The organism is Pseudomonas sp. Root562 (genome assembly GCF_001427125.1).
Lineage (GTDB): Bacteria > Pseudomonadota > Gammaproteobacteria > Pseudomonadales > Pseudomonadaceae > Aquipseudomonas.
In genome coordinates this window covers 349,384-367,739 of sequence record NZ_LMGK01000001.1, presented here as the reverse complement: position 1 = coordinate 367,739, position 18,356 = coordinate 349,384, and the positions used below count along the sequence as shown (strand labels likewise).

Genomic DNA, 18,356 nt, shown 5'->3' with positions numbered 1-18,356 from the left:
CTATTTGACCTCGACCACTGTGCCCTGCAAACGCTGCAAGGCTTCGTTCACGGCTTGCGGCATCAGCTGGCGCAAGCAGTTGTAATGGCCGAAACGGCAGGTGCGATCGAAGCAAGGGCTGCATTCGATGCCCAGGCGCACGATCTCGACATGTTCGGCCAACGGTGGCGTGAAACCCGGCGATGTCGAACCGTAGACCGCTACCAGTGGACGGTTCAGCGCGGCAGCGACGTGCATCAGGCCGGAATCATTGGACACCACGGAATCAGCGCAAGAGAGCAGATCAATTGCTTCGGCCAGCGAAGTGCCGCCACTGAGGTTCACCGACTCTTCGCGCAAGCCGGGAATCAAACGTGAACGGATGTCTTCACCCACCCCGTGATCATTTTTCGAACCGAACAGCCATACCTGCCAGCCGTCACGGATCTTCGCCTCGGCGACCTTGGCGTAATGCTCGGACGGCCAGCGCTTGGATTCGCCGAACTCCGCGCCTGGGCACAACGCCAACACCGGGCGATCGAGGGTCAGGCCGAATTTGGCCAATGCTGCCTCGCGGGTGACCGGGTCGATCTGCAAGCTCGGGCGCGGATAGGGTTTGGGCAACTCGATACCCGGCTCGAAGGCCAGCGCCATGAAGCGCTCGATCATCAGCGGATAACGTTCCTTGTCCAGCGTGCGCACATCGTTGAGCAGGCCGTAGCGGAACTCGCCGCGCCAGCCGGTGCGTTTGGGGATGCCGGCAAAGAATGGCACCAGCGCCGACTTCAACGAGTTGGGCAACAGGATCGCCTGGTCGTACTGCCCGGCCAGGGATTTACCGATGCGCCGACGGGTCGCCAGCTCCAGCGCGCCGTGACCGAGCGGAAAGCTCAAGGCCTGGCGAACTTCGGGCATGCGCTCAAGAATCGGCCGGCTCCACTCGGGGGCCAGCACGTCGATTTCGCACTGCGGGTGGCGCTGCTTGAGACACTGGAACAGTGTCTGCGCCATCACCATGTCACCGACCCAACTGGGCCCAACGATCAGAATTTTCATGTGGCTTCCAAAAACGAACCGGGGAGGCTTATGCCTCCCCGCCTCGATAATCCAGCACCTGCGGGATGAACCATCAGGTCATTTGGACGAGCCGGCTGGGGCTCGTCGGATCAATTTCACACATCAATATCAGTCAGCATACAACGTCGTGGCGAGGGAGCTCGCTCCCGCTGGGCTGCGAAGCAGACCCAAAACCTGCGACTGTATTTCATCTGCCAGACCGAGCCGGCTGAGTGGCGACTGCTTCGCAGCCGAGCGGGAGCAAGCTCCCTCGCCACAAAAACCCGCTCCCACATTTGAATCTCGTCGCCTGCTCAGCTTAGCCCCAGCTCGCGCCAGATCCGCATGACCTGTCGCCGCTCGTCCGCGAACTGGTCACCGGCAATCACCCCGGGATCCTTCTGCAAGGCCTGCCGGTGGGCGGCCGAGCGGTAAGCTTTATAGGCTTCACGCAGCAGACTGGCATCTTCGACGGGCATCAGCCCTTCGTGTTCCAGCTCTTCCAGAATGCGGATGTTATCGGTCCAGCGCAGCAATGGCGGGTGCGTTTGCGACCACGCCAGGGCCGCGTATTGCACCATAAATTCAATATCGACGATACCTCCGGCGTCCTGCTTGAGGTCGAAGGGCGCCGTGGCGTCGAAGGCATTTGCCCCGGTGCCGGCCGCCGTGCTCTTGCTGCCAAGGTTCTCGCGCATCTTGGCGCGCATCTCGCTGACCTCCTGGCGCAGGGTCGGCAAGTCACGCGGTTTGCCCAGTATCGCCGCACGGACCTTTTCGAAAGCCTGGCCGACGTCCTGACTGCCCACCAACACCCTTGCCCGCACCAACGCCTGATGCTCCCAGGTCCAGGCTTCATTTTCCTGATAACGGGCAAACGCCCCCAAAGAACTGACCAACAGCCCCGACGCACCGGACGGACGCAGGCGCATATCCACTTCGTACAGCTGGCCCGAGTTGGTCTGGGCCGTGAGCAAGTGGATGATCCGCTGTCCCAGGCGGGTGAAGAACTGGGCACCATCGATCGGCTTCGGCCCGTCGGTTTCGGCCTGCGGATCACCGTCGTGGATGAACACCAGATCCAGGTCCGAACCATGCCCGAGTTCCAGGCCGCCGACTTTCCCGTAACCGACAATGATGAACCCGGGATCGCATAAAGAGCCGTCGGTGCGCAGCGGCGTGCCGTACTTGGCCACCGTTTGCCGCCAGGCCAGGGCCAGGACCTGTTCCAGAATCGCCTCGGCGAGCCAGGTCAGGTAATCGCTGACCTTCATCAGCGGCAGGCTACCGGCGATTTCCGAAGCGGCGACTCGCAAGCGGTGCGCCAGTTTGAAATGGCGCAGGGCTTCCATCTGCTGCTCCAGGTCGTCCTCGGGAATCCGCGTCAGGCGCTCGCGCAATTCGGCGGCCAGCTCGGGAGCCAACGGCGGCTTGAACAGTCGGCCTTCGTTGAGCAATTCATCGAGCAACAGCGGGAAGCGCGTGATCTGTTCAGCGATCCACGGGCTCGCGGCACACAGGGTCAGCAAACGGCGCAATGCACCAGGGTTTTCGGTCAGCAATACCAGATACGCCGAACGACGCGCCACGGCTTCTACCAATGGCAGCACACGCTCGAGCACCAGATCCGGATTGGCATGTTCCACCGCCTGTGCAAGCAGACGCGGAATAAAGGCATCAAGCCGTTCGCGCCCCAAACGCTGCATGGCTCGTAATTGCGGGCTGCTGCGCAAGCCAGCCAAGGCTTTCAGCGCTTTGGGAGCATCAGTGAAACCGCCCTCTTCGAGCTGACGGCAGGCGGCTTCTTCATTCTGCGCCTCCTCCCATAGCGGCAGCCATTCACCACCGACCACCACTTCGCTTTCGGTGCCGGCTTCCTCGTCCGGATCAGCGATGACCTGGCCGAAGTGCCACGCCACCCGACCGCGCCAGTGCATCAATTGCTCATGGAACGCCGCCCAGTCGGCAAACCCCAGCATGAAGGCAATACGCGCCTGATCCTGGGCGCCATCGGGCAGCATCTGCGTCTGACGGTCGGCAATCGCCTGGATGGCGTGTTCGGTGTAGCGCAGGAATTCGTAGCCTTCGCGCAGTTCGCTGATCACCGTAGGCGGCAGATAACCCTGACCTTCCAGCGTGCTCAGTACTTTTAATAAAGGGCGCTGCTGCAAGCTCAGGTCGCGACCACCGTGGATCAGCTGGAACGCCTGGGCAATGAACTCCACTTCGCGGATGCCGCCGGAACCCAGCTTGATGTTGTCGGCCATGCCCTTGCGCCGCACTTCCTGCTGGATCAATTGCTTCATGGTGCGCAGCGCTTCGATGGCGGAAAAGTCCAGGTAACGCCGGTAAACGAACGGCCGCAGCATTTCCTGCAATTGCGCGCCGGCAACCTGATCGCCCGCCACCACACGCGATTTGATCATCGCGTAGCGTTCCCAATCGCGACCCTGATCCTGGTAATACTGCTCCAGCGCATTGAAGCTCAGCACCAATGCCCCGGACGAACCGTAAGGACGCAAACGCATGTCGACCCGGAACACGAAACCGTCGACGGTCATCGGGTCCAGCGCCTTGATCAGGCGTTGGCCGAGCCGGATGAAAAATTCCTGGTTATCCAACGGGCGTTTGACGCCGACCGTCTCGCCACCCTCGGGGTAGGCGAAAATCAGGTCGATGTCGGACGACAGATTCAACTCCACCGCACCGAGCTTACCCATGCCCAGCACCACCATTTGCTGGGGTTCGCCGCTGCGGCGGCCGGTGGGCACGCCGAATTGCTGGCAATGGCGTGCGTACAACCATTGATAGGCCTGGTCGATACTGGCATCGGCCATGTCGGAGAGATCGCGACAGGTCTGCACCAGATCGGCCTGGCGGGTCAGGTCGCGCCAGATGATCCGCACCTGGTGACGGGTACGCTGACGACGCAAGGCACGGCCGAGCTGGTCATCGGTTTCGGCCGCGTTTGCCGCAGCGGCAATCTGCGCACACAACTCACCGGGGCTGAAGCTGCGGTCCAGTTCGCCGGACTGCACCAGCTCCAGCAACATCAAAGGGTCACGCACGCTCTGTTCAATGACAAAGTCGCTGGCGGCGGTCACTCGGGCAAATTGAGCCCAACGCTCAGGGGTCCAGGCGGACAGCCCATGATCGTCGTCCAGGGCATCGACAGCGGCACGGAACGACTGCTCGGCGCGGGTGACAAGCGGCATCAGAATGGCGGGCAGTTCGGCAAGCGTAGGCAGGCTCATGGTCTATCCTTGATCGGCGTGTATCGGGCTGCATGTAGTGAATTTTCATAACGCACTACCTGAAGGACTGTCGAACAAAAGTTAGAAATAGCTGAAATTTCTTTATTTTTGGCAGCCAGCATCAAGCTTTCACCTTTTCGGGTTGGCAAATGACCAACCTTAACGATTATTCTCACAACGCAGCCGGGGGCCACAAGCCGCTCATCTGTAGTTTTACTACTCGTATATACATTAGTAAGGCTGAAATGCCGGATGATTTGTAGTAAAACTACACACCGCCGGAACAACCTATCGGCAATCCAAGAATTCATAACGTCTGCCCACAAGGCCAGTCGCTAACTCAGGCAACCGATTCTGGTAGCCTTTCCGCCCTGGAGCAAGCCATGCAAGACCTCGATCCCGTCGAAACCCAGGAATGGCTGGACGCCCTGGAATCGGTTCTCGACAAAGAAGGCGAAGACCGTGCTCACTATCTGATGACCCGTATGGGTGAACTCGCGACCCGCAGCGGTTCGCAGTTGCCTTACGCCATCACCACGCCTTACCGCAACACCATCCCGGTTACCCACGAAGCACGCATGCCTGGCGACCTGTTCATGGAACGCCGCATTCGCTCGCTGGTACGCTGGAACGCGATGGCCATGGTAATGCGTACGAACCTGAAAGATTCTGACCTCGGCGGTCACATCTCCAGCTTCGCTTCCAGTGCGACCCTGTATGACATCGGCTTCAACTACTTCTTCCAGGCCCCGACCGATGAACACGGCGGCGACCTGATCTACTTCCAGGGCCACACCTCGCCAGGCGTTTACGCCCGTGCATTCATGGAAGGCCGCATCACCGAAGAGCAGATGAACAACTTCCGCCAGGAAGTCGACGGTCAGGGCCTGTCGTCCTACCCGCACCCTTGGCTGATGCCTGACTTCTGGCAGTTCCCGACCGTATCCATGGGTCTGGGCCCGATCCAGGCGATCTACCAGGCACGCTTCATGAAGTACCTGGAAGCCCGCGGCTTCATTCCTGCCGGCAAGCAGAAAGTCTGGTGCTTCCTGGGTGACGGCGAGTGCGACGAGCCGGAATCCCTGGGCGCGATCTCGCTGGCTGGCCGCGAGAAGCTCGACAATCTGATCTTCGTCATCAACTGCAACCTGCAGCGCCTCGATGGCCCGGTTCGCGGCAACGGCAAGATCATCCAGGAACTCGAAGGCGTGTTCCGCGGTGCACAGTGGAACGTGACCAAAGTCATCTGGGGCCGTTTCTGGGACCCACTGCTGGCCAAAGACGTCGACGGTATCCTGCAACGTCGCATGGACGAAGTCATCGACGGCGAGTACCAGAACTACAAAGCCAAAGACGGCGCGTTCGTGCGCGAACACTTCTTCAACACGCCAGAACTCAAGGCGATGGTTGAGGACCTGTCCGACGACGAAATCTGGAAACTCAACCGTGGCGGCCACGACCCGTACAAGGTCTACGCGGCGTACCACGAAGCGGTCAACCACAAAGAACAACCAACCGTCATCCTGGCCAAGACCATCAAGGGTTATGGCACCGGTGCCGGCGAAGCGAAAAACACCGCGCACAACACCAAGAAGGTCGATGTCGAAAGCCTGAAGCTGTTCCGCGACCGCTTCGACATTCCGGTCAAGGACGAAGAGCTGGAGAACCTGCCGTTCTTCAAGCCAGAGCCGAACAGCGCCGAAGCCCGCTACCTGAGCGAGCGCCGCACTGCACTGGGCGGTTTCGTGCCACAGCGCCGCGCGCAGAGCTTCAGCGTGCCGACTCCGGACCTGGATACCCTCAAGGCTATCCTCGACGGTTCCGGCGACCGTGAAATTTCCACCACCATGGCTTTCGTGCGGATCCTCGCGCAACTGGTCAAGGACAAGGAAATCGGCCCGCGCATCGTCCCGATCATTCCGGACGAAGCTCGTACCTTCGGTATGGAAGGCATGTTCCGTCAGTTGGGCATCTACTCCTCCGTCGGCCAGCTCTACGAGCCAGTCGATAAAGACCAGGTGATGTTCTACAAGGAAGACAAGAAGGGCCAGATCCTCGAAGAAGGCATCAACGAAGCGGGCGCCATGAGCTCCTTCATCGCTGCCGGTACTTCGTACTCCAGCCACAACCAGCCGATGCTGCCGTTCTACATCTTCTATTCGATGTTCGGCTTCCAGCGTATCGGCGACCTGGCCTGGGCCGCTGGCGACAGCCGTACCCGTGGCTTCCTGATCGGCGGCACCGCCGGCCGTACCACCCTGAACGGTGAAGGCCTGCAACACGAAGACGGTCACAGCCACCTGCTGGCCGCGACCATCCCGAACTGCCGCACCTACGATCCAACCTACGGCTACGAGCTGGCGGTGATCATCCAGGACGGCATGAAGAAGATGACCGAAGAGCAACAGGACGTCTTCTACTACATCACCGTGATGAACGAGTCGTACCAGCAGCCAGCCATGCCGGCCGGTGCCGAAGAAGGCATCAAGAAAGGCATGTACCTGCTCGAGGAAGACACCCGCGAAGCGGCGCACCACGTTCAGCTGATGGGCTCCGGCACCATCCTGCGTGAAGTCCGTGAAGCAGCGAAGATCCTGCGGGAACAGTTCAACGTCGGCGCCGACGTGTGGAGCGTTACCAGCTTCAACGAACTGCGTCGCGACGGCCTGGCCGTTGAGCGCACCAACCGTCTGCACCCGGGCCAGAAGCCTAAGCTGAGCTATGTCGAAGAGTGCCTGAACGGTCGTAAAGGTCCGGTCATTGCCTCTACCGACTACATGAAACTGTTCGCCGAGCAGATCCGTCAGTGGGTACCGTCCAAGGAATTCAAAGTCCTGGGCACCGATGGTTTCGGCCGCAGCGACAGCCGCAAGAAACTGCGTCATTTCTTCGAAGTCGACCGTCATTTCGTGGTGTTGGCAGCCCTGGAAGCACTGGCTGACCGTGGTGACATCGAACCTAAAGTCGTGGCTGAAGCCATTGCCAAGTTCGGTATCAACCCGGAAAAACTCAACCCACTGGACTGCTGAGGAGAGATTCTGTGAGCGAACTCATTCGCGTACCTGACATCGGCAGCGGTGAAGGTGAAGTAATTGAACTGTTTGTGAAGGTCGGCGACCGTATCGAAGCCGACCAGAGCATCCTGACCCTGGAATCGGACAAGGCGAGCATGGAAGTGCCTGCGCCGAAGGCCGGTATCATCAAGAGCCTGAAAGTGAAGCTGGGCGATCGCCTGAAAGAAGGCGACGAGCTGCTGGAGCTGGAAGTCGAAGGCGCCGCGCAAGCGGCTCCTGCGGCTGCCGCGGCGCCTGCTGCAAAAGCTGAAGCCAAACCGGCCGCCGCGCCTGCTGCCGCTCCAGCCGCTGCCCCTGCTGCTCCTGCTGCCGCTTCGGTTCAGCAAGTGCACGTGCCGGATATCGGTTCGTCGGGCAAGGCCCAGATCATCGAGATCCAGGTCAAGGTCGGCGACACCGTCGAGGCTGATCAGTCGCTGATCACCCTGGAATCGGACAAGGCCAGCATGGAAATCCCGTCGCCTGCAGCTGGCGTGGTCAAGGCCATCAGCGTCAAGCTCAACGACGAAGTCGGCACTGGCGACCTGATTCTGGACCTGGAAGTGGCGGGTGCTGCGGCGCCGGCCACTGCGCCAGCTCAGGCTGCTGCACCTGCCGCCGCTGCTCCTGCGCCAGCTGCTGCCGCTCCGGCTGCACCGGTAGCCGACAGCGTCCAGGACATCCACGTTCCGGACATCGGTTCGGCAGGCAAGGCGAAGATCATCGAAGTCCTGGTCAAGGCCGGCGACACCGTTGAAGCCGACCAGTCGCTGATCACCCTGGAATCCGACAAGGCCAGCATGGAAATCCCATCGCCTGCCGCTGGCGTGGTGGAAAGCGTTTCCATCAAGCTCGATGACGAAGTCGGTACCGGCGACCTGATTCTCAAGTTGAAAGTCAAAGGCGCAGCTCCAGCTGCTGCCCCGGCTCCAGCTGCCGCTGCTGCTCCGAGCGCTCCGGCGCCAGCTGCTGCTGCTCCGGCTGCCGCTGCCCCTGCTGCTGCCGCTCCGGCCGCTGCGCCTGCCAAGCCGGGCGCGAAAGTTCACGCCGGCCCTGCCGTGCGTCAACTGGCTCGCGAATTCGGTGTCGAGCTGAGCGCTGTCGGCGCCAGCGGTCCGCACGGTCGCATCCTGAAGGAAGACGTACAGGTTTACGTCAAGGCCATGATGCAGAAGGCCAAGGAAGCTCCGGCCGCTGCTGCTGGCGCAACCGGTGGCGCGGGCATTCCGCCGATTCCGGTCGTGGACTTCAGCCGCTTCGGCGAAATCGAAGAAGTGCCGATGACCCGCCTGATGCAGGTCGGCGCTGCCAACCTGCACCGCAGCTGGCTGAACGTGCCGCACGTGACGCAATTCGACTCGGCCGATATCACCGAACTCGAAGCGTTCCGTAACGCCCAGAAAGCCGTAGCAGAGAAGGCCGGCGTCAAGCTGACCATCCTGCCGCTGCTGCTCAAGTCCTGCGCGCACCTGCTCAAGGAACTGCCGGACTTCAACAGCTCGCTGGCGCCAAGCGGCAAAGCGATCATCCGCAAGAAATACGTGAACATCGGCTTCGCCGTCGACACCCCTGATGGCCTGCTGGTACCGGTGATCAAGAACGTCGACCAGAAGAGCCTGCTGCAACTGGCGGCCGAGGCGGCTTCCCTGGCTGAAAAAGCCCGGACCAAGAAGCTCTCTTCGGACGAGATGCAAGGCGCCTGCTTCACCATTTCCAGCCTCGGCCACATTGGCGGCACCGGCTTCACGCCGATCGTCAACGCGCCGGAAGTGGCGATTCTCGGTGTTTCCAAGGCAACCATCCAGCCAGTCTGGGACGGCAAAGCCTTCCAGCCGAAACTGATGCTGCCACTGTCGCTGTCCTACGATCACCGTGTGATCAACGGCGCCGCTGCTGCACGCTTCACCAAGCGTCTGAGCGACTTGCTGGCGGACATCCGCACCATCCTGCTGTAAGACCGGCCGGCCCTCCCTCACGGGAGGGCCAGTCGCGTTCCACGTTTCCGAGCGCCACGCTCGTACCTCAACCCCGCCAATTGGCGGGGCTTTTTTTGCCCGCCGTTTTTTACTCTGAAAGAATCCTTCCTACATTTGTGGCTGACATCGCCCACAACTCAAGTCCGTTTCCGCCCGATATTTTTTGCGATTCAATCACTAGCCTTGGTTATAAGGCTGTTCAAGCAGCCAATAACTTTACCGCTTTGATTAACAGAAAAACATCGAAAGGACTCGACTATGTTCAAGCCTACTGTCGGCCCTATTATTGGCCACACAACAACTAATGACGCACGAATATTCCTGCGCGGAGAATGGCAAAAAGATGCTTTGGTATTTGCCGGCATTCGTTATAGACGGGCGGGGGAAGAGCGCTGGAATAACGGCTTATTTACCCAACTGATCCCGTCGCGCGACATGTCAGATGTCATCGTTCTGCAGGATCTCACTGCCGATACTGAATACGAATACCAGGCTGGATGGTTCAGCCCCATGTGCCCGTTGCACAATCCGCAATCCGTCCAGGAGTTGCCTCTACAGTGGCCGCGGGAGGTTTATCACCTGCGTACGCAAGCCAGCAAGGCAGCCATGCCACGAGCTTATATTGTGGGCTCCTGCCGCTATTTGCGCATGACGGCAGGGCAGCCTTCCGCTCCGCACCTGGGTGACCGGATCTTCGCCGCCATCGCCAAACTTGCACACTGCGCGTCACCACCTATCAATGCTGTATTGATGACGGGCGATCAAGTGTATGTTGACGATCTGAACTTCATAGCGCCGGATCGGGAATACACCGAGATACTTGCCAAGTATCGTTCTGCATTTTCCCAACCTAATATTGCAAAACTGATGTCTGGCATTCCCACTTACATGATTCTTGATGATCATGAAATTGAAGATAACTGGCCAGCCAACAAAAACAGCAATGATGAGTATTTATACAAGAACGCCATGGCAGCTTATGAACTGTATCAAGCCAGTCACAGCCCGGCCGGGGAATTCAATACCCAAAATCAACCAAGTCATTCACCAAGGCGCTATTGGTACCAGTTTGCCAATGGTGATATCGAATGGTTTGTCACCGACAGCAGAACCCGGCGCAATCTCACGGGCAACGACCGACGCATTCTTGATGGCGAACAGGAACAGGCGCTGTGCGACTGGCTGATTCACAGCCCGGCCCGGGTCAAATTCGTGGTCACCAGTGTGATGTTCTACCCGGACCGCAAACGCTTGGGCGATGACGCCTGGAAAGCCTTTCCCGAGCAACGGTTACGGCTGCTCGAAACGATTCGCACCCACGGCATAAAGAATGTGGTGTTCATTTCCGGCGACGTCCACGGCTCCCTCACCAGCCGCCTGACCCACAGCGAAGACCCGGCTTTCGAGGTCAACACCATCGTTTCGTCACCGCTGTGCAACAGCAAGCTGCTGCCTTATGCCAAGGCTTCGACCTTCATTCTCGATCAACCGTTGGCCCGGACCGCTGCCGGCGACTATCGACACGAATTGACCAGCGACGTGATCAGCCAGGATAACTTCGCGCATCTGATCGTCGATTCGGATCAGATTCATGTGCGTTATCACGATCGGGATGGCCATTTTCTAGAGTCGGTGGCTATTGCGTTGCGTTAAAAGTAAAAAATCGCAGCCTTCGACAGCCCTCGCGTTGGGATGGAATACCCCCTGCAGGAGCCGACGAAGGCTGCATTCTCTGCGCCGAGAACATTACTTTTGGCTTTAATTGCAGAAATCTTCGCGCCTGCCGACACATTCTTATAGCACTTGGCCTTCATCTCTCTTGTCAGTCGGTGTCGCAATGATGCAACCTTGCCGCAGGCAACAGTAAAGAGGGCGAGAGCCCCGGCGCGTTCAGCAAATTCGAAGCGAGTTCCCTCCATGAAAAGCCAACCCGATGCCGCCAGCCGTATGGTGGCCGAGGTAGTGACGCAGTTGCCCGTGCCCTCGCGGCTCGGCATGCTGCGTTTCGAGCGGCTGAATGAACCAAGCTGGGCGCTGCTGTTTCTTGATCCCAATTGCGAACGCCAGTTCGGCCTGCCGGCTGTGGAACTGTGCGCCCTGGTCGGCTCGCCATACGCCAGCCTCATGGAACCAGAGGCGCGCTATCAGCTGCATGACGCGGTTCAACAGCAACTGAGCGAAAGCACCCATTATCTGATCCGCTACACCCTGCACACGGCTTCCGGCTCGCTGAATCTGCTGGAACTGGGTGAAGCCTACAAACAACACAACCGACACCTGTTGCGTGGCTACCTGTTGGTGATCGACGGTTTGTTCGACGACGACCCGTTGCTGCCGGCCCTCGACCTGGAAACCCAGAACTCACGCCTGCAGATCGCCCTTGAGCTCAACCAGCGCGCCCAGCAGGAACAACTGCAGCATCTGGATCGGGTCCGCGCCCAGCAGGACTTGATCCTGCTATTGACCCGCCAGCGCTACAGCAGCAACAACTCCCTGCAGGAAGCTGCCGAACTGATCACCCGCAGCGCCTGCGACATTTACCAAATCGACTGCGCCAGCCTGTGGCACCTCGAAGGCTCGCAGCTGGTGCCGATTTCGGCCTATCACCGCACGACCCAGGAATACCTGCTGCCGGAACCGATCGATGTCAGCGTATTCCCCGACTACCTCGACGCCTTGCATACCGGCCGCGCCATCGACGCCCACAATGCCATGCGCGACCCGCGCACCCGGGAAATGGCCGAGAGCCTGCGCCCGCGGGATGTCAATGCGATGCTCGACGCCAGCATCCGGGTCGACGGTCAGGTGGTCGGCGTACTGTGCCTGGAGCAAACCGGTGTGACCCGCGCCTGGCAGTCGGACGAAATCGCCTTCGCCGGCGAACTGGCGGATCAGTTTGCTCAGGTCATCAACAATCACAACCGACGCACCGCCACCAGTGCCCTGCACTTGTTCCAGCGTGCGGTGGAACAAAGCGCCAACGCCTTTTTGCTGGTCAACTGCGACGGCGTGGTCGAATACGTCAACCCGAGCTTCACCGCGATCACCCAGTACAGCACCGAAGAAGTCCACGGCCATCGCCTGTCGGAACTGCCGGCCCTGGAAAACCTCAGCGAACTGCTGTTCGACGCGCCTTCGGCACTGGCCAAGAGCAACAGTTGGCAAGGTGAATTCAAAAGCCGGCGCAAAAACCTGGAACCCTACTGGGGGCAGTTGTCGATCTCCAAGGTTTACGGCGACAACCGCGAGTTGACCCACTACATCGGCATTTACGAAGACATCACCCAGACCAAACTCGCCCAGCAGCGCATCGAGCGCCTGGCCTACACCGACAACCTGACCAACCTCGGCAACCGTCCGGCATTCATCCGCAACCTCGACGAGCGCTTCGCCCGGGACAGCGATACACCCATCAGTCTGTTGCTGGTGGACATCGACAACTTCAAGCGGATCAACGACAGCCTGGGCCACCAGACGGGCGACAAACTGCTCATCAGCCTGGCCCGACGCCTGCGCAACAGCCTCAGCCCGAGCGGCAGCCTGGCGCGGTTTGCCAGTAACGAATTTGCGGTGCTGCTGGACAATACCAATCTGGAAACCGGCCAGCAGATCGCCAGCCAATTGCTGACGACCCTCGACAAGCCAATGTTCGTCGACAACCAATTGATCAGCGTGACCGGCTCGGTCGGCCTGGCCTGCGCGCCGCTGCATGGCCGCGACCCGCAAACCCTGATGCGTAACGCCGGGTTGGCGCTGCACAAGGCCAAGGCCAACGGCAAACATCAGGTGCAAGTGTTCACCGAAGCCTTGAACGCCGAGGCCAGTTACAAGTTGTTCGTCGAAAACAACCTGCGCCGCGCCCTGACCCAAAACGAGCTGGACGTGTTCTACCAGCCCAAGCTTTGCCTGCGCAGCGGTCGACTGCTGGGCATGGAAGCGCTGCTGCGCTGGGACCATCCGGAAAAGGGCATGATCCGCCCGGACCAGTTCATCAGCGTCGCCGAAGAAACCGGCCTGATCATCCCGATCGGCAAATGGATCGCCCGCCAGGCCTGCCGCATGAGCAAGGCACTGACCGCTGCAGGGCTGGGTAATTTGCAGGTGGCGATCAACCTGTCACCCAAACAGTTCTCCGACCCGGACCTGGTGGCCTCCATCGCCAACATTCTCAAGGAAGAAGCATTGCCGGCGCACCTGCTGGAGCTGGAATTGACCGAAGGCCTGCTGCTGGAAGCCACCGAAGACACCCACTTGCAGCTCGACCAGCTCAAACGCCTGGGCCTGACGCTGGCAATGGACGACTTCGGCACCGGTTACTCGTCGCTCAGTTACTTGAAAAAATTCCCGATCGACATCATCAAGATCGATCGAAGCTTCATCCACGAAATCCCGGACAACCAGGACGACATGGAAATCACTTCCGCGGTGATCGCCATGGCGCACAACCTCAAGCTCAAGGTCGTGGCTGAAGGTATCGAGACGGCTGCGCAGCTGGCTTTCCTGCGTCGCCACCGCTGTGACGTCGGCCAGGGCTACCTGTTCGACCAGCCGATCCCCGGCGCCGAGCTGATCGAGAAGCTCAAACGCTACCCGCGCGGTCCAATCGCCTGACAGCGGGCCAACACTCGGGCAAACTGCACTTCTAAATATTCCAACGACTGAGGGGACTGATGATGGTTCTGCGCTCGGAAATTCTGGTGAACAAAAACGTGCTCCCTACCAAAGAACAAGCTCTGCCTGGCCGCGAAACCCCGATCAAGGTTCCGGACGAACACTTCGTCAACAAAAACCCGTTGCTGGGTCCGTTCCCCGGCAATGTCGAATTCGCCATCTTCGGCCTGGGCTGTTTCTGGGGCGCAGAGCGGCGTTTCTGGCAGCGTGAAGGCGTGTACAGCACAGCCGTGGGGTATGCCGGCGGCTACACGCCGAACCCGACCTATGAAGAAGTCTGCTCGGGGCTGACCGGCCACACCGAAGTGGTGCTGGTGGTGTACGAACCCGAGAAAGTCAGCTATGAAGAGCTGCTGAAGATGTTCTGGGAATTGCACAACCCGACTCAGGGCATGCGCCAGGGCAACGACATCGGCACTCAGTACCGTTCGGTGATCTTCGCCACCAAACCGGAACAACTGGAAGCGGCGAAAAAAAGCGCGCAAGTGTTCCAGGTCGAACTGACCAAGGCCGGCAAAGGCATCATCACCACTGAAATCGACGAAGCCCCGACGTTCTATTACGCCGAGGCGTATCACCAACAGTATCTGGCGAAGAATCCGGAAGGCTATTGCGGGATTGGCGGGACTGGCGTGACTTGCCCGATCTGATTCAGCACAACCTCTGTACCCGATCGTTCCCACGCTCTGCGTGGGAATGCAGCCCGGGACGCTCCGCGGCCCAAAAGCGTGACGCAGAGCGTCACATGAGGCATTCCCACGCAGAGCGTGGGAACGATCATCGCCTCATTCGGCAATCAACCAATCCATCTGCCACCCACCCTGGGTCTGCCCCAGCTTCTGGGACAACCATGGCAGCAGTTCACGCAGTTCCTCTTCCAGCCCCCACGGCGGATTGGCGATTGCCAGACCGGAACCGTTCAGGCTGTTGGGCGTGTCCAGCGGATGCACCAGCAACTCCACGCGCAACAATTTCGGCGCGCCGGTGCCGGCCAGGTCCTGATAGAAACGGCGCAGTGCGCGCTGATCCTTCACCGGATACCAGATGGCCGCCACGGTTTGCCGCATACGGCCAATCGCCTCTTTCAACGAAGCCGCGCAACGCTGCATTTCATCGAGCTTTTCGAACGGCGGATCGATCAACATCACCGCACGCTTCTCTGGCACCGGCAGCAAGGCGCGCGACACATGCCAACCTTCGCCCAAGTGCACCTTCACGCGACGATCGCCCGCCATGTTGTCCTTGAGCAACAAGCCGTCTTGCGGGTGCTTTTCGTTGAGCAACACGCGATCCTGCTTACGCGTCAGACGTCGCGCCAATTCCGGCGAACCGGGGTAATAGCGCAACTGGCCATCCGGGTTCATCTCATGCAGCACCTGCATGTAGTCAGCGGTCAGGATCGGCAGATCCGGCTGATCCCACAAACGCGCAATGCCCTCCAGGTACTCACCGGTACGGCTGGCCTGATCACCCTGAAGGTCATACAGACCGATGCCGGCGTGGGTATCGAGATAGGCAAACGGCTGTTCCTTGCGCGACATCAGGGCGATGAGGCGGGTCAAGGTCAGGTGTTTGAACACATCGGCGTGATTGCCGGCATGGAAGGCGTGACGATAATTCATGGTTGCTCCTGCGAAGGCCGGCAAGTTTACCTTTTACCGGCCTGCAAGTCAGGGTTCACGGCTGAGTGGCCTGCTGTATCGAAGACTGGCGTCAGCTCGACGCCTCCAGCAAATACTCCACCCAATCAGCTTTCGACGCAGCTGCCACGTCAGTTTCCGCAAGGAAATGCGCAGCCTTGCTGCGCAAGACGCGCTCCGAAAACACCTCGAAAATACCCGGCTGCTCTTCACTCAACCATTGCAACAAGTTGTTGATCCGGGTGGTAGCGTCATCCGCAGCCAGTTGTTGCAACAGCGCATCTGGCACCTTCCACCAGGGGAAGACCTTCGATGTTTTCTGCGCATTGCCATCTATCTCGACAGCGTGCCCGTTAATCCAGCATCGGCCGATGACCGGCAGGAGCTCATAAGGATTGACCTCTGTACTGTGCAGGATCGGCATCAGAAAACGCCCATCCCAGAAGCGGAAAAACACCGCATTGTCATTGGGCAACAGAACCTGTGTGAGACTGCGCAGGTGTTCGGCGAGCACCTCTTGGCTCGCAGAAGAAACCGCCAGCCACCCCCAATCGCGAGACCTTGTGGTCGCCGCCCACTGCACAAACTCACTGTCCACCGCGACATGTGCGACGTAGGGCATCACTGCTTCCCACTCGGCATAAGCGGTATCGGCCCAGATCGGGGTCGCCTTGCTGATGGGCATCGATCGTCGCCAGGCTTCGAGTGGTTTGGCGGCACTGGCGTTACTGAAGATCGCGAACAACTGCTGCGACGCTTGCAGCGGCTGGCGTTCGAGCCAGTCGTGGGGCAATAGAAAATCAGGCGGCACACACACCTTCCTTGCAGCGTTCGCACTCTTCGCAAAATGGCGAAGCACTTTGCATACTCAGCCTCTGCGCCATGCTTAGCGCTACACCTTGCACAGCCACGCTTGACACACCGGGAGCCGACATCGGCGCCCCACCGACTTCGATCGGCACACTGCTGAAAATTCCCGCAGGACCGATATTGATCCAGTGGCCACCGGCCTGAATCGTGGCGTTGGTGCCGCCATCAATCACGACCTGGCTAACGGCATTGAGCTGAAACTGCCCGCTCGCCGTGACGGTCTGGCTGCCGACGCGGATGTGCCGGTCACCGGTGACCTGCAGGTATTCGTTTTGCCCGACCTGCACGTGCATGTCATGCAACACCTGCTGGTTCCAGTTTCGCTGGGCGCGCAAGTGGATTTCCTCGGCCCCTTTGCGATCCTCGATGCGCAATTCGTTGTAGCCCCCGCCACCGGGACTGCTGCGCGAGCGGAAAATACTGCGAGTCTTGTCTGCCGGAAGATCCAGCGGCACCGGGTTCATCGCATTGGGCAGGCAACCCATCACCAGCGGCTTGTCCGCATCGCCATCTACGAACCCCACCAGGACTTCCATGCCGACACGCGGGATCAACACACTGCCGTAGCTGTCGTGCGCCCAACCGCTGGCCACCCGCAGCCAGCAACTGGAATGTTCTTCCAACTGACCGAAGCGATCCCACATCAACCGGACCTTGACCCTGCCGAATTCGTCGCAATGAATTTCACTGTCTTTCGGCCCACTCACCACAGCGGCTTGATACCCGGCCACCTGAGGCTTGGCGCGCATTCGCGGGCGGAAAAAAACGTCCCACGGCGTTGCCAGGAAGGTATTGCGATAACCTTGAAAACTGTCCGTGCTGCCCGCCGACTCTTCCAGCACTTGTGGCTGACAGCCATGGTGTTCGATTTCAGTCAGCAGCCACAGGTTGTTCCACTCCTGCTGCGGGTGCTCGTCGAGTTGCAGGAAATGCCCACTGATCAACGCAGCTTGATCACTCTTGCCTTGCGCCTGACGGTAATCCGCGCGATGGCTCTGCAATGCCCGCTGAGCCAGCCGCCCGCCGATTTCCCGATCATTGAACTGCCCCGGAAAACGGTAATCCTCAAGCAGCGGCAACTGCTCACTGTCGGAACGACTTTGCAGTTCCAGGCGTGGTTGATGGAAGTCGTAGTCGCGGCGCGTCACCACGGTGGGTCGGGTTTCCAGACGAACATTGAACCGCTTGATGACAGCTTCATTCACCGCCATGCCACTGCCCGGCCGGTAAGGTATCGGTTCAGGCAAGCGTGGAAAAACTGTCTGGTCATCGCCAAACACCAACAGGTGACCGTCGCAACTGTGTTGGAAATGGTAGTGGATACCCAGTTCGGCACACAGCCGCTGGATGAACGCCAGATCGCTTTCCGCGTATTGCACGCAGTACTCGCGCTCGGGATAGGCGCCACTGAGCTGAAAAGCAAAGGCATCGCCGAGGATGCCATGATCCTTGAAGATTTGCGTGATGATCGCCGGCACAGTTTGGTGCTGAAAGATTCGCTGGTTGATCCGATGATCGAGGTAGGCCAGACGCGGTACAAGGCTGATCTCGTAGCGCGTCAGACGTTTACCGGAATTGCCCTGGCCCACCCGATAAATCTGACCATGAACACCGGCGCCTTGCGCATCGAAACCCAGAAACGCCTGACGATGCAGAAGGTTTTCGAGATCGATGTCCGGCCGCTCGCTGACCAGCTCCACGTCAAAACGGTATGGCTGGCTGATGGCCTCCTTACCGGTGAACTCAAGTACCTTGAGTTCACTCTGGACACCGTCGACGGTCAACGTGAAGCGCGGTTGGTTGGCAGAAGCGAACATCCGATGTGTCTCGGCAGAATGACAGCGGGCGATTCTGCAT

General features: G+C 59.6%; 10 protein-coding genes. 5 read left to right on the top strand and 5 right to left on the bottom strand.

All coding sequences use genetic code 11. The features are described 5' to 3' along the window. Positions 1 to 1,035: a lipopolysaccharide heptosyltransferase II gene (gene waaF / locus ASD60_RS01690; RefSeq protein WP_056852322.1), complete on the bottom strand. Its 1,035-nt coding sequence runs from the start codon at positions 1,033 to 1,035 to the stop codon at positions 1 to 3. Between the two features lie 314 nt (positions 1,036 to 1,349). Beyond that, positions 1,350 to 4,289: a bifunctional [glutamate--ammonia ligase]-adenylyl-L-tyrosine phosphorylase/[glutamate--ammonia-ligase] adenylyltransferase gene (gene glnE / locus ASD60_RS01685; protein WP_056852321.1), complete on the bottom strand. Its 2,940-nt coding sequence runs from the start codon at positions 4,287 to 4,289 to the stop codon at positions 1,350 to 1,352. Between the two features lie 383 nt (positions 4,290 to 4,672). Here glnE and aceE point away from each other — a divergent pair, with 383 nt between their 5' ends. The 5 genes from aceE (at position 4,673) to msrA (ending at position 14,639) form a co-directional block, all read left to right on the top strand. Then, positions 4,673 to 7,318 (top strand): pyruvate dehydrogenase (acetyl-transferring), homodimeric type, encoded by a 2,646-nt coding sequence (gene aceE, locus ASD60_RS01680; protein ID WP_056852320.1) that lies wholly within the window; start codon positions 4,673 to 4,675, stop codon positions 7,316 to 7,318. 11 nt (positions 7,319 to 7,329) lie between these two features. Further along, a complete protein-coding gene (aceF, locus tag ASD60_RS01675) occupies positions 7,330 to 9,297 on the top strand; it encodes a dihydrolipoyllysine-residue acetyltransferase (protein ID WP_056852319.1) in 1,968 nt (655 codons plus the stop codon). Positions 9,298 to 9,576: 279 nt separating this feature from the next. After that, a complete protein-coding gene (locus tag ASD60_RS01670) occupies positions 9,577 to 10,971 on the top strand; it encodes an alkaline phosphatase D family protein (RefSeq protein WP_056852318.1) in 1,395 nt (464 codons plus the stop codon). A 264-nt stretch (positions 10,972 to 11,235) separates the two neighbouring features. Further along, a complete protein-coding gene (locus ASD60_RS01660) occupies positions 11,236 to 13,929 on the top strand; it encodes a sensor domain-containing phosphodiesterase (protein ID WP_056852316.1) in 2,694 nt (897 codons plus the stop codon). Positions 13,930 to 13,991: 62 nt separating this feature from the next. Next, the gene (gene msrA / locus ASD60_RS01655; protein WP_056852545.1) at positions 13,992 to 14,639 is read left to right on the top strand and encodes a peptide-methionine (S)-S-oxide reductase MsrA; all 648 of its coding nucleotides are present in this window, start codon (positions 13,992 to 13,994) and stop codon (positions 14,637 to 14,639) included. 135 nt (positions 14,640 to 14,774) lie between these two features. Here the strand turns inward: msrA and ASD60_RS01650 are convergent, their stop codons facing one another. The 3 genes from ASD60_RS01650 to ASD60_RS01640 form a co-directional block, all read right to left on the bottom strand. Continuing rightward, on the bottom strand, positions 14,775 to 15,611 hold the full coding sequence (locus tag ASD60_RS01650) for a 23S rRNA (adenine(2030)-N(6))-methyltransferase RlmJ (protein ID WP_056852315.1): 837 nt from the start codon (positions 15,609 to 15,611) through the stop codon (positions 14,775 to 14,777). Between the two features lie 91 nt (positions 15,612 to 15,702). Further along, positions 15,703 to 16,440 (bottom strand): DUF4123 domain-containing protein, encoded by a 738-nt coding sequence (locus ASD60_RS01645; protein ID WP_056852314.1) that lies wholly within the window; start codon positions 16,438 to 16,440, stop codon positions 15,703 to 15,705. Then, on the bottom strand, positions 16,430 to 18,316 hold the full coding sequence (locus ASD60_RS01640) for a type VI secretion system Vgr family protein (protein ID WP_056852313.1): 1,887 nt from the start codon (positions 18,314 to 18,316) through the stop codon (positions 16,430 to 16,432). The genes ASD60_RS01645 and ASD60_RS01640 overlap by 11 nt, the downstream gene beginning before the upstream one ends. Positions 18,317 to 18,356 lie beyond the last annotated feature (40 nt).

Bases quoted from the DNA above. Each gene is read 5' to 3' on its own strand.
- waaF (WP_056852322.1), bottom strand. From the start codon at position 1,035: ATGAAAATTCTGATCGTTGGGCCCAGTTGGGTCGGTGACATGGTGATG.
- aceE (WP_056852320.1), top strand. From the start codon at position 4,673: ATGCAAGACCTCGATCCCGTCGAAACCCAGGAATGGCTGGACGCCCTG.
- ASD60_RS01640 (WP_056852313.1), bottom strand. From the start codon at position 18,316: ATGTTCGCTTCTGCCAACCAACCGCGCTTCACGTTGACCGTCGACGGT.
- ASD60_RS01660 (WP_056852316.1), top strand. From the start codon at position 11,236: ATGAAAAGCCAACCCGATGCCGCCAGCCGTATGGTGGCCGAGGTAGTG.
- glnE (WP_056852321.1), bottom strand. From the start codon at position 4,289: ATGAGCCTGCCTACGCTTGCCGAACTGCCCGCCATTCTGATGCCGCTT.
- ASD60_RS01650 (WP_056852315.1), bottom strand. From the start codon at position 15,611: ATGAATTATCGTCACGCCTTCCATGCCGGCAATCACGCCGATGTGTTC.
- ASD60_RS01670 (WP_056852318.1), top strand. From the start codon at position 9,577: ATGTTCAAGCCTACTGTCGGCCCTATTATTGGCCACACAACAACTAAT.
- msrA (WP_056852545.1), top strand. From the start codon at position 13,992: ATGGTTCTGCGCTCGGAAATTCTGGTGAACAAAAACGTGCTCCCTACC.